At 39.3% G+C, this 13,323-nt stretch carries 10 protein-coding genes; 9 read left to right on the plus strand and 1 reads right to left on the minus strand.

Translation table 11 applies throughout. From position 1 onward, the window contains the following. Window positions 1–30 precede the first annotated feature (30 nt). The 3 genes from glcD (at window position 31) to ABU914_RS02365 (ending at window position 4,590) form a co-directional block, all read left to right on the plus strand. Window positions 31–1,443 (plus strand): glycolate oxidase subunit GlcD, encoded by a 1,413-nt coding sequence (gene glcD / locus ABU914_RS02355; RefSeq protein ID WP_379668155.1) that lies wholly within the window; start codon window positions 31–33, stop codon window positions 1,441–1,443. Next, on the plus strand, window positions 1,440–2,759 hold the full coding sequence (locus tag ABU914_RS02360) for a (Fe-S)-binding protein (protein WP_379668156.1): 1,320 nt from the start codon (window positions 1,440–1,442) through the stop codon (window positions 2,757–2,759). Before glcD ends, ABU914_RS02360 begins: the two co-directional genes overlap by 4 nt. A gap of 70 nt (window positions 2,760–2,829) precedes the next feature. Continuing rightward, a complete protein-coding gene (locus tag ABU914_RS02365; RefSeq protein WP_379668157.1) occupies window positions 2,830–4,590 on the plus strand; it encodes an L-lactate permease in 1,761 nt (586 codons plus the stop codon). A gap of 66 nt (window positions 4,591–4,656) precedes the next feature. Here the strand turns inward: ABU914_RS02365 and uraA are convergent, their stop codons facing one another. Further along, complete coding sequence (gene uraA / locus ABU914_RS02370; protein ID WP_379668158.1) at window positions 4,657–5,934, minus strand: uracil permease; 1,278 nt, start codon at window positions 5,932–5,934, stop codon at window positions 4,657–4,659. A 445-nt stretch (window positions 5,935–6,379) separates the two neighbouring features. On the opposite strand from uraA, the gene ABU914_RS02375 reads away from it, so the two are divergent. From ABU914_RS02375 to ABU914_RS02400, 6 genes are all read left to right on the plus strand, one after another. After that, a complete protein-coding gene (locus ABU914_RS02375) occupies window positions 6,380–7,867 on the plus strand; it encodes a spore germination protein (RefSeq protein ID WP_379668159.1) in 1,488 nt (495 codons plus the stop codon). Next, window positions 7,864–8,949: a GerAB/ArcD/ProY family transporter gene (locus ABU914_RS02380; protein ID WP_379668160.1), complete on the plus strand. Its 1,086-nt coding sequence runs from the start codon at window positions 7,864–7,866 to the stop codon at window positions 8,947–8,949. Before ABU914_RS02375 ends, ABU914_RS02380 begins: the two co-directional genes overlap by 4 nt. Continuing rightward, window positions 8,946–10,187 (plus strand): Ger(x)C family spore germination protein, encoded by a 1,242-nt coding sequence (locus tag ABU914_RS02385; RefSeq protein ID WP_379668161.1) that lies wholly within the window; start codon window positions 8,946–8,948, stop codon window positions 10,185–10,187. Before ABU914_RS02380 ends, ABU914_RS02385 begins: the two co-directional genes overlap by 4 nt. Before the next feature lie 238 nt (window positions 10,188–10,425). Beyond that, on the plus strand, window positions 10,426–11,112 hold the full coding sequence (locus ABU914_RS02390) for a phosphoribosylaminoimidazolesuccinocarboxamide synthase (RefSeq protein WP_379668162.1): 687 nt from the start codon (window positions 10,426–10,428) through the stop codon (window positions 11,110–11,112). A 264-nt stretch (window positions 11,113–11,376) separates the two neighbouring features. Beyond that, window positions 11,377–12,798 carry an aspartate ammonia-lyase gene (gene aspA, locus ABU914_RS02395; protein WP_379668163.1) on the plus strand — a complete coding sequence of 474 codons (1,422 nt, stop codon included), beginning with the start codon at window positions 11,377–11,379 and terminating at the stop codon, window positions 12,796–12,798. Between the two features lie 6 nt (window positions 12,799–12,804). Continuing rightward, window positions 12,805–13,305: a DinB family protein gene (locus ABU914_RS02400; RefSeq protein WP_379668164.1), complete on the plus strand. Its 501-nt coding sequence runs from the start codon at window positions 12,805–12,807 to the stop codon at window positions 13,303–13,305. The last annotated feature ends 18 nt before the right edge of the window (window positions 13,306–13,323 follow it).

Consider the following 13,323-nt stretch of genomic DNA (forward strand, 5'->3'; position numbering starts at 1 on the left):
ATTCCTTATACTTAAAATAGGTGATGAAAAATGCTTGCAAATGATATAAAGGAAGCATTAGTAAATATCGTAGGAAAGGAAAATGTAACAGATTCGAAAGCTAGTTTACTCGTTTACTCTTACGACGCTACACCACAGTTTCAATCGTTACCAGATGCGGTCATTTCGCCAAGAAATACGCAAGAAGTTAGTGAAATTGTGAAACTGTGTAATGAGTATAAAGTTCCGATTGTTCCTAGAGGTTCAGGTACGAATTTAGCAGCAGGTACTTGTCCGACTTCAGGGGGTATCGTGTTACTTTTTAACCGTATGAATAAACTCCTTGAAATCGATGAGTCTAACTTGACTGTTACTGTACAGCCAGGTATTGTTACACAAACAATGATAAACGAAGTCGAAAAAAGAGGGTTGTTTTACCCACCTGATCCGAGTTCGATGAAAATCTCGACAATAGGCGGAAACTTAAATGAAAATTCTGGTGGATTAAGAGGATTAAAGTATGGTGTTACTCGTGATTACGTACTAGGACTCGAAGTCGTACTTCCGAACGGAGAGATTATTCGGACAGGCGGAAAGTTAGCTAAAGATGTCGCTGGTTACGATTTAACGAGACTATTTGTTGGTTCGGAAGGGACATTAGGTATTATTACGGAAGCGACTTTAAAACTTATTCCAATGCCAGAAACGAAAAAAACATTACTTGCTCAATATGATAGTTTAGAAGCTGCAGCAGAAACGGTTTCCGCGATAATTGCTAATAAAATTATACCGACAACATTAGAGTTTCTTGATCAACCAACACTTCAAGTTGTAGAAGATTTTGCAAAGATTGGTTTGCCGACAGATGTTGAAGCTGTTTTGTTAATCGAACAAGACGGTCCTGCAGAAGTTGTTGAACGTGATATTGTCAAAATTGCCGAAATTTGCACACAACAGAAGGCAATTAATGTACAAGTCGCAAACTCTGATGAAGAAGCACACGATTTAAAAGAGGCAAGACGTACAGCATTGTCGGCCCTTGCACGCTTGAAACCAACGACCATTTTAGAAGATGCGACAGTACCGCGTTCAGAAATTGCGACGATGGTAAATGCAATTAATGAAATAGCTGAAAAATATGATGTAACGATTTGCACATTTGGACATGCGGGTGATGGAAACTTACACCCGACGTGTATAACCGATGTTCGTAACGAAGCTGAAATTAAACGCGTTGAACAAGCCTTTGAAGAAATTTTTGCAAAAGCAATTTCGTTAGGTGGTACGATTACCGGCGAACACGGAGTCGGAGAAGTGAAAGCCCCTTATTTAGAAATGAAGCTCGGTAGTGCTGGCATTGAAATTATGAAACAAGTAAAACAAGCATTTGACCCGAATCACATTATGAATCCTGGAAAAATTTTTGCGAAAGACAAACGGAAAAGAGTGGTGACCGGGCAATGAAAAAGATGCAAATAGACTTCGAGCTTCGAATGGATGAAGAGCAATTATTAAATTGTATGAGGTGTGGGTTTTGTCTGCCACATTGTCCAACATATTTTGAAACGCAAGATGAAGCGGCATCACCTCGAGGACGAATTGCGTTAATGAAAGCTGTTACTGACGGGTTAATTGAACCTGATGAAGATGTTGAGAATCATTTAAATTTATGTTTAGGGTGTCGTGCGTGTGAGCCAGTTTGTCCTTCTAATGTAAAATATGGACACTTGCTGGAAGAAGCGCGTGACATTATCAATAAACATAAAAAGCATTCGTTACCAGCTAAAGTTGCTAGAAATGTAACGTTTAAAAAATTGTTTCCACAACAAAAAAGAATGAAAAAAATGACAGGGTTGCTTTCGTTTTACCAACGTTCAGGCTTACAAAAAGCAGCTCGAAAAACAGGAGTGCTTAAATTTCTGCCGACTCAATTGCAACATATGGAAAAAATTCTTCCGATCGTCCCGGGCTACAAAATGATGAAAGAGCGTCCAACACATGTCTCAGCGATTGGTGTGACAAAGAAAAAAGTTGCCTTTTTTACCGGTTGCCTCATGGATACGATGTTTTTAGAAACGAATGAAGCAACAATAAAGCTTTTACAGCTTGCAGGGTGTGAAATTAGTATTCCTGAGCCGCAAACGTGCTGTGGGGCGCTACACGGACATGGTGGAGAAAAAGAGACAGCAAAGGAGATGGCGAAACGAAATATTAAAGCATTTGAACAGCTTGATGTCGATGCTGTCATAACGAATGCTGGAGGATGTGGAGCGTTTCTTCACGATTACGATGAATTGTTTAAAAATGATGAAGAGTGGGCAGAACGAGCGCAACAATTCACTAGTAAATTGCAAGATTTATCGAGTTTACTCATTGAACTAGATTTTTTAAAGAAACCGTTATCGCTCCCCGAACAAGTAGTAACCTATCAAGACTCGTGTCATTTACGCAATGTTATGAGAGTATCAACAGAGCCTCGTAAACTATTGCAAGCGATTGACGGTATCTCTTATAAGGAAATGAACAATGCTGACCATTGTTGTGGTTCAGCTGGTATATATAATATTTTAGAACCTGAAATGTCAACGAAAATTCTTGAACGTAAAATGAAGCATGTGAAAGAAACAAATGCAGTGACAATTGTCACATCAAACCCAGGCTGTTTGTTGCAAATGAAGCTTGGGGTTGAAAATGAAGGATTAGCTGACAGCATTCGTGTCGTCCATATTGCTGATCTATTGCTAGAAGCAGTGGAACCTTTCGTTTTAATTAAATCATAAGAAGGATCTGTATGTTCCTTCTTATGGTTTATTAAAAAATAAAATAACTTTATTAAAAGGGGGATTTTATATGGGTACAGGAACATTGGCAATTTTGGCATTATTGCCAATTGTTGTTGTCGGTATTTTTTTAGTTTGGCTAAGATGGCCAGCTAGTCGAGCGATGCCGTTATCTTACATTGCGGCAGTTCTATTAGCATTGTTTGTTTGGAAGGTTGATTTTTCTCAAATCGCTGCTGCATCCGTGCATGGTCTTGTAACCGCTATCACGTTATTATTTATTATTTTTGGTTCCGTATTACTGTTGAACACACTGCAGGAAAGTGGTGGTCTTCATACGATTCGTCGCGGATTTACAGACATTACACCAGACCGTCGGATTCAAGTGATTATTATCGCATGGCTCTTCGGTTCATTTATTGAAGGTGCTTCTGGATTCGGTACGCCTGCAGCTGTGGCGGTACCATTACTTGTTGGCCTTGGTTTTCCAGCAATGGCAGCGGTTGTCTCTGGAATGATTATTCAAAGTACACCCGTTTCGTTCGGTGCTGTCGGTACACCGATGCTTGGCGGGGTTGGTCCGGGAATGGGAGCAGCTGAACTTGCGGACGTTGACGGATTTGTATTCGAAACAGCAGCAAAAGTTGCAACGATTCATACAATCGCTGGGCTTTTCGTGCCGTTAATTTTAGCAGCATTTTTAACGCGATTTTTTGGAAAAAACAAATCGTTTAGTGAAGGTTTAAGAGTATGGAAATTTGCACTTTTTGCTTCACTAGCGATGACAATCCCGTATATAATTGTTGCACACCTTCTCGGACCAGAGTTTCCGTCTATGATTGGAGGACTTATTGGGTTAGCGATTGTAATCCCAGCTGCGAAAAAAGGCTTTCTCATGCCGAAAGATGAAATATGGGATTTTGAACCGAAAGATCGTTGGGATCCGTTATGGAATGGTAAATTAGAAATTAAAAATAACGATGCTCACGCAGGCAAAATTAGCATGGTGCGCGCATGGTCACCATATATTTTCGTCGCGTTATTGTTGCTGGCGACAAGATTAATTAAACCATTGCAAACAGCCATTCGTGATGTAAAAATCTCGATTCCAAACATTTTTGGAACAGACATTTCTTCAAATTGGGAAATTTTATATTCACCAGGATTTATTTTTATCATTGTTTCAATTATTACGTATTTCGTACACAATATGAATGCGACTGACTATAGTAAAGCTTGGAAAGAATCAGGGAAAACAATGCTCGGTGCTTCAACGGCACTCGTTTTTACTGTCCCGATGGTACAAGTGTTTATTAATAGCGGAGGTGGGGCAGCGGGTTATGACCAAATGCCAATTGCGCTTGCCGACGGTGTAGCTGCATTGGCTGGTTCAGTTTATCCAATTTTTGCTCCATTCGTCGGAGGACTTGGTGCATTCGTAGCAGGTTCGAACACAGTGAGTAACATGATGTTCTCGTACTTCCAATTTGGCGTTGCTGATCGAATTGCTGTAGATGGTTCATGGATGGTTGCTCTTCAAGCTGTAGGCGGAGCTGCCGGGAACATGATTTGTGTACACAACGTCGTCGCGGCATCTGCGGTCGTTGGTATGCTCGGTAAAGAAGGACACGTAATTCGAAAAACACTCATACCATTTGTCTATTACTCATTAATTGCTGGTTCCATCGGTTATTCGATTATGTGGACAGCTGAAAAAGGAATTTTTAACATCGGTTCGATTATTGCAGTACTCATTTGGGCATTTTTCATTTACATTATTGCATCGAACAATCGTCGATTAAATTCAGTTGATCGCGGTATTGCATCATAGTGAATTTAGCATAAATGAAAAAAGACGTAAGGCTATACATTATACAGCCGAGCGTCTTTTTTCTGTTTATTCATTCGATAGTTTCAGAACTTCAAGTAACTTAAAGAACAAGCTAAGCACAATCGCAATGATCGTCGCTAGTCCCATTCCTTTTAACTGAACTGTCCCGATGTTAATGGCTGCTCCGCTAATCCCAATAACGAGCACGACACAAGTTAAAATTAAGTTTTGTGCTTTACTATAATCAATTTTTGATTCAACAAGCATCCGAATGCCACTCGCTGCAATGATTCCAAATAAAAGAAGTGATATACCGCCCATGACAGGTGTTGGAATCGATGAGATGAGTGCGGCAAGCTTTCCAAAGAAGGAAAGAATCATCGCGATAACGGCTGCAATACCGATTATCCATGTTGAATACACACGAGTAATTGCAAGTACCCCGATGTTTTCGCCGTACGTCGTATTTGGCGTTGAACCTACAAAACTTGAAATCATTGTTGAAATCCCATTTCCCATTAATGAGCGGTCAAGCCCAGGCTTTTTCATTAAATCTTTTTTTACGATATTGCCTGTCACAACAAGGTGACCGATATGCTCGGGAATAAGGACAAGTGCAGCAGGTAAAATAATTAACATATCCGACCAATTGAATTGAATCCCGTAAAATGTTGGCAATGAAAGCCAAGCCGCTTCTTGCACGTTTTTTAAATCAAGAATTCCGAAAAAGTATGCGATGACGTAACCGGAAACAATCCCAAGTAAAATGGGAATAATTTTTAAAAATCCACGTAATGTTACCCAAAAAATGATCGTTAATAATAGGGTAAGCAAAGAAACGGTAACAATTTTCGGATCCATCGTCCAGTTTTGAACATCAGTAGGCTGAATTAAACCTGCCATTTCCGCAGCAACTGGAACGAGTTCAAGACCGATTACCGCCACGATTGCGCCCATTGCGGCAGGTGGAAAAATCACGTCAATCCAGCTTGTACCAGCTATTTTTACAATAAGTGAAACGATGACGAGGACGACTCCGACCGCAAAGAAACCTCCAAGCGCATAGCTGTAACCTTCCACACCATTATACTTATCGAGAACGGCGAAGACTGGCGAAATGAATGCAAAACTTGAACCTAAGTACGCTGGAATTTGTCCTTTCGTAATGAAAATGTACAGTAGTGTACCGATCCCGTTCATAAGTAAAATGATAGCTGGATCGACTCCGAACAAAATTGGAACTAAAACTGTCGATCCGAACATGGCGAATAAATGCTGTAAGCTTAGTGGCAAACTTTGAGCTAATGGTAATCGTTCGTCAACCTGAATTTCCCTCTGTTTCATCATAATCTCTCCCAACTATGAATGATTTTCTGAATACACGTAGGCTCCAGCGAAAAAGCATTAGCCGAAAGCCGAAGATATTGCTCAATGCTTTTAGTAAACTGAGGCGCTGTCCGCAAGTTTTGCAATCTGTGAAGCGAACAATAAAGATAAAAAAGAGACAAAAAAATAAAAACACCTCGTCCAATAAAAGGCAAGGTGATACGGATTCTATAGCAATGTAAGAACGCATTCGAGCATAAGATGTTGGCGTTCCGTTAACCTTTTAAGCCTCACTGGACTTTTTTAAAGGCAAAAAGATTTAAATTGTTCTTGTTATTATGACAATCAGGCAATAAAAAGTCAACTGTTTTTTGCAAATATCGACATTCTTTTTTAAATGCATACTTTACAGCGGGCTGGAAAACAATAGAAATAACTAATACACATTTGGGGTTGCTTATGTATGGATGTTATAACAAAACATTTACAGCACAATGTTGATCGAATTAAGAAAATTTTTCACTACCCAAAAAGCCATGCATTGAAAATTCGCGAGGTGTATATCTCGTTTTTAAATAGAGAGGCGATCATTTTATATGTTGAAGGAGCAGCATCAGCAAAAGAAGTCGAAGAGCGAGTCGTAAAACCGTTAGTAGGTGACACCGTTCGAACGATACATGAAGAAGATGTCCCGACTTTTCTTCTTCGAGAAGTTTTAACTGTTAAAAGTGGCAAAAAGATTAATCGAGTCCCATCCGTTATAGATGAATTGCTTATAGGCAACACGATCGTTTTTGTTGAAGATGAAAGTGATGCGATTACTGTTGAAACACAAGGCTTTGAGGAGCGTCAAATTGTAGAACCATCAACAGAAGTTGTTGTCAAAGGTCCGAAAGAAGCTTTTAACGAATCAGCATCGACGAACCGCTCGCTCATCCGTAAACGATTAAAAGATCCAAATTTAATGAGCGAAATGATGACGGTTGGGGATCGTGAGCCGCAACAACTTACGATTATGTACATTCAAGATATTGCTGATGAAGAGATTGTTAAACAAGTAAAAAAAAGGTTAGATAAAGTTAAGATTGACGTTTTAGTAGATATTACGATACTAGAACATCTTATCGAAAAGCGGCCGTATTCATTAATTCCATCTACGCTTACGACGGAACGACCGGATCGCACAGTTTCTTTTTTACGTGAAGGGCATGTTGCGTTATTAATGGAAGGTTCTCCATTAGCACTCATCGTTCCAATTACGTTCTGGACGTTAGTACATACGGCAGAAGAACAATATATACGTTGGGTGTCGGGTAACTTCCTAAGACTCGTTCGCTTTTTAGCGCTTATGATTACATTATTTGTGCCCGCTATTTATATAGCGGTGACAACGTTTCATCCGGAAATGCTTCCAACGGATTTAATGCTTGCAATCGCAGCATCACGAGAAAGGATTCCGTTTTCCGCACTTTGGGAAATATTGATTATGGAAATTACATTTGAAATTTTGCGCGAATCAGGGATTCGCATACCCAATGCATTAGGTCCAACGATTGGAATCGTTGGAGCAATTATTCTTGGGCAAGCGGCTGTTGAAGCGAACGTCGTCAGTCCGATTCTTGTCATCGTTGTAGCGATTACAGGGTTATCGTCATTTGCGATTCCGGATATAGGCTTTAACATTACGGTCCGAATTACACGGTTTATTTTTTTAGGGGCTGCAGCCTTTATGGGTTTTCTTGGACTGTCACTGTGCTTTGTTGTTTTTCTTGCCTATGCGGCTTCTTATTCGTCGTTTGGTGTACCGTTTTTTTCACCATTAGCTCCTGCTGTCCCATCATCAAAAGATTTATATGTTCGCCCACCTGTTCAAAAGCAATGGTGGCGCCCCTCAAATCTTTCTCCCAAAAATAAACAGAGGATGAAAAAACCGGAAGGGGAGAAAAAATGATTAAATTGAATGATGGGAAAGTCGGCGTAAAAGAATTTACTACTTTGATCATTTTTATGATCGGTATTAAGTTTAAAGATGCGACACCGGATTTGTTATATGAAGTTGGCAAAAATGCAGCTTGGATGATCCCGCTTTTCTCACTACTCTTTTTTATCGTTCCCTTTTTAATGTTACTCGCTTTGTTAAAAAAACACCAAAAGGGTTTTGTAGAACTTATTATTAAATTAACAGGGAATGTTATCGGTACAATTATAGTTTCTTTTTTATTTGTTTTATTCTTTTCTAGTACAATTGTTAATTTCCGTAGTCATACCGAAATTGTGAACACGTTATTTTACCAAAAAACACCGTTTCCGGTTTTGTTTTTTTTAATTGTAACCGCAAGTTTTTTTATTGCTAAACGTGGTTTTGAAACAATTGGGCGAACGGCATGGCTTGTTTTTCCTTATCTCGTAGTATTAATGGTGTTTCTTGTTATTTTTACTTGGCGTCAAATAAATTGGGAGTTTTTCTTTCCGATTGAAGGTCCTGGCATCATGACAGTGATGAAGGAAAGTGTAAAATATAGTTCGATCATCGGTGAAGTGATTATATTAACAGCGTTTTACCCGTTTTTGCGGAATGATAAAGCCTTTCGGAAAAGCTCGTACGTAGGGGTTATTTTTTCATGTGTTCAACTTTCATTCTTCCTCGCTTTACTCGTGCTCGTGTTTGACTATCCTGGTGTTGCTCATATGAACTTCCCATATCAGCAACTGACGAGATACGTTACAATTGGTCAGACTGTATCTCATATAGAAGGTTTGTTTTTAGGATTTTGGTCGATGGTGACAGCGATTCATTTTGCGCTTTATTTATTCTTGTCATCTTTTTTATTAGCAGGTTTCTTACGCCTGAAAGAGAATTTTCGATTGATGCTTCCGTTAGCTGGTCTCGTTTTTTTAATTGGTTTATTTCCTGAGAATATTTTTACGCTTACTCATTATAGAAAGGTAATCGTTGTATGTGGTTCGTGGTTCGCTTTTTTCTTACCCATTTTGTTATGGGTGATAGACAAGTGGAAAGGGAGGATACAGTGATAAAAAAATTTTTCCTTTTGTGTGCGGTTACATCCTTGTTCTTACTAACTGGATGTTGGGATAAACAGGAATTAGAGGAGCGAGCCTATGTCGTCGTTATTGGGATTGATAAACACGAAAAAGAAAATTTTATCGAAGTGACGTTTCAAATTGCCAATCCGCAAGTCGGTTCATCTGCGCGCGGGGATGAAGCGAACGAACCACCGAGTGAAATTATAACACTTTCAGCACCTGACATTTCGGCAGCGAAAGAGCTAGCGAATAGTATTGTAACTAGACGAATGAGCTTTCGACATTTGCAAACTTTAATTGTCGGTGAAGAATTAGCACGCTCAGATTTGCATCACCGTGTGATGTCTTCCATGATTATAGAGCAAGAAACGCGCCGTGTGATTAGTTATATTGTGAGCAAAGAGCCTGCGAAGGCATTTATTCATGCAAATAAGCCAATGTTAGAAACCCGTCCGCATAAATATTATCAATATATGCGTGAACGGTGGGAAGATGTTGGTTTTGTACCAGATGCGAATTTAAACCGTTATTTCCAAAGACTTGGAGGGGAGTTGTTTTTAACAGCGTATGCAACAACAGAAAAGTTAAATAGCGAACCGAAGAATGAAGGATATTCTGCTGGTGAATTGCCACAACAAGGTGGCGATCCGGTTCAAATGATCGGATCGGCAGTATTCCAATACGGTAAAATGATTGGAACTTTAAGCGGTCGTGAAACAAGAATTTCACTCGCACTAAGGGAGAAAGCAATTTCAAGAAATGCACAAGATACGTTTATCGATCCGCTTAGAGAAAATTTTCCGATTACGGCTCGAATTACTAGTGTACAACCTCCGAGAATAAAAATTGATCTTAGCAAAAGTCCGATTGACATAGATGTTTCGCTCCAAGTTCGGTTGCAAATAATGTCAGATTTAAGTTTAACGAATTATTCAACCAATGCAAAAAAACAAAACATTTTAAAGCAATCGTTACGAGAGCAATTAACTAAAAGGACGTTGGATATGATTAAAAAAACACAAAATGAGTTTAAAGCAGAACCTTTTTTATGGCATTTGAAAACGCGCAGACAGTTTAAGACAATTCAGTCGTTTGAAGCGTTTGATTGGGAAGAGAAATACCAAAATGCAAACGTAAAAGTTCATTACAACGTTGAAATTGCAAATTTTGGAGAGCAAACGAAACCGGCAAAATTACGTAAACCGGAAGTGAGTGGTGGAACGTGAAAGTTTTTTATATAGCTGTTGCGCTCTATTTAATGTATTACACATTTAAACTAGGTCACCAAGTATGGAAAGAAGAGAATAAAGCGGCAGGAGTCGTTTTATATATGATATCTGTTTTTTTTCCTGTATTGGCGATTCTATTATTTTTCTCTCCAATATAATTAATGGCGCCTCTTGCTTTCGGTAAAACGTGTATAGCATAATGAAGAAGAATGAACTCTGGAGAGGATATTTAAATATGAAGCTTACGTATACAGGAAAAACGAAAGATGTTTATGCGCTTGATAATGGAACCTATTTGCTTAAATTTAAAGATGATGTGACAGGAGCAGACGGTGTGTTCGATCCAGGAGCGAATACGGTCGGGTTATCGATCGAAGGAGCGGGGCGAGCTGGACTGCGGATGACGAAGTACTTTTTTGAATTGTTGAATGAGCGTGGAATTCCGACTCATTATCTTGATGCTGATGTGGAGAATGCGACGATGAAAGTGAAGCCAGCGGAAATGTTTGGTGATGGGCTTGAAGTGATTTGCCGTTATCGTGCGGTTGGGAGCTTTTTGCGTCGTTACGGAAAATATGCAAAAGAAGGACAAGCACTTGATGCTTTTGTTGAAGTGACACTTAAAGATGATGAGCGCGGTGACCCTCCGATTAGCGAAGATGCACTCGCGATGCTCGATATTCTTTCACGTGAAGACTATACAATTTTAAAAAAGTTAACCGTTCAAATCGCCAACCTTGTAAAAACGGAACTAGCAAAAAAAGAGATCGAATTATATGATATTAAGTTTGAATTTGGCAGAGTTGGCGTTGAACAACAGATCGCTTTGATTGATGAAATTTCAGGAGGTAACATGCGCGCTTACAAAGATGGAAAGTCGCTGTCTCCAATCGAGCTCGCATCGTTATTGTTAGAAGAATAAATAAATGAGAAGGGTAACCTTGATGGAAGCCCTTTTTTTATTTCTATTAACAAAGACTTAAGGAGTGTAAATACAGGTAAAAGTTGTAAAATGAATGTCTGTCATTGTCGAAATCTACAACCTTAAGTTGTGAACATTTTTTTAATAATGCAAAAGGTTGATTGCTATTTTTTCGTGTTTCATGTAGTTTTAAAAGATATAAGAATTTTACTTGAATTGATTTCTGGACAATTTGTAAATGTTAAAAAGAGGAGAGATATATGAATGGAGAAGAAGTCTATACGAATAGAATCTGATTTAATTGGCTCAAAAGAAGTTCCAGTTGATGTTTATTATGGGGTACAAACGTTACGTGCAGTTGAGAATTTTCCGATTACAGGACATCAGTTAAATACAGAACTTATTCGCTCACTAGCGATTGTAAAAAAAGCTGCTGCGATTGCAAACTTTGAAGTAGGACAACTCGATGAAGAGCGTAGCAAAGTGATCGTGAAAGCGGCTGAAGAAATTATTGCGGGAAAGCTACACGATCAGTTTATCGTCGATCCGATCCAAGGTGGTGCAGGTACATCGATTAATATGAATGCAAACGAAGTGATTGCAAACCGCGCGCTTGAACTGCTCGGAGAAGAGAAAGGTGACTACAAAATTTTAAGTCCGAACACGCATGTCAACATGTCGCAATCAACAAACGACTCCTTTCCGACTGCGATTCATATTTCTACGTTAACACTTATTGAACAAGTATTAAAAGCGATGGCGGAGCTTCGAGACACTTTCAAAGGGAAAGCTGAACAGTTTGATGGTATTATTAAAATGGGTAGAACGCATTTGCAAGATGCTGTTCCGATTCGATTAGGTCAAGAGTTTGAAGCGTATGCACGTGTGCTCTCACGTGATATGAAAAGAGTTGCACAAACGCGGGAAAATTTATATGAAGTGAATATGGGTGCGACTGCAGTTGGAACGGGATTGAACGCAGAACCGAAATATATCGAACGAGTCGTTGAATTGTTGAGTCGATTAAGTGGACATCCGTTAAGAAGTGCAGAGCATCTCGTTGATGCAACGCAAAACACGGACGCTTATACAGAAGTATCATCAGCGTTAAAAATTTGTATGGTCAATGTGTCAAAAATTGCAAATGACCTTCGCCTCATGTCATCAGGACCACGAACTGGCTTCGGCGAAATTCAGTTGCCTGCTCGTCAACCAGGTTCATCGATTATGCCAGGTAAAGTGAACCCTGTGATGGCTGAAGTCGTGAATCAAGTAGCGTTCCAAGTGATCGGAAATGATCAAACCATTAGTCTCGCTTCAGAGGCTGGTCAGTTTGAACTTAACGTGATGGAACCGGTTCTTGTCTACAATCTTCATCAATCATTAAGCATGATGACGAACGTGTTCAACGTCTTCAGACAATATTGTATTGAAGGTATCGTCGCAAACGAAGAAGTGTGTAATGACTACGTTGAACAAAGCATTGGTATTGTTACAGCATTAAATCCACATATCGGGTATGAAGCGGCAACGAAAGTAGCGAAAGAAGCGTTAGAAACAGGTAGTTCTGTTCGTCAGTTATGTATCGAATACAAACTTTTATCTGAGGATCAATTGAATCAAATTCTCGATCCATTTGAAATGACACATCCTGGGATCGCTGGCTCTTCAATAATTTCAAAGTAAATGGAAATGCATCCTTTTATTAAACAAACGCTTTACTTCATGGATACCGAACTAGCACGCATACATACGTCATTATCACGGCTTTCTGATGATGACGTTTGGAAAAAGCCAAGGTATTCCATGAATAGCGTAGGTAATCTTTGTTTACATCTAGCAGGTAATGAATATCAAAATATCGTCAGTGGGATAGGGAAGAACCCATTTATTCGAACGCGATCAGCAGAATTTCTCGCGAACGGAAATTTTTCCATACAGGAGTTAAGCGAGAAGTTAACTACAACGAGAGAACAATCACGAGCGATTTTACAAATGCTAACAGAAGAAGATTTTGCAACGATTGTAAACATCCATTATCCATTTGACCAAGCAATGAAATCATACGAAAAGCCGCTACTTGACCTTGTGTATCATACGGCAACGCACTATTCTTATCATACGGGGCAAATTGTACTACTCACGAAGTTTTTTCAAAACGGAGAAGAACACGTATTACAGTGGCGACATTAAATAAATAATTAGATTTTG

The sequence above is a fragment of the Pueribacillus sp. YX66 genome (assembly GCF_041725775.1).
Taxonomy (GTDB): Bacteria; Bacillota; Bacilli; order Bacillales; family UBA6769; genus Pueribacillus.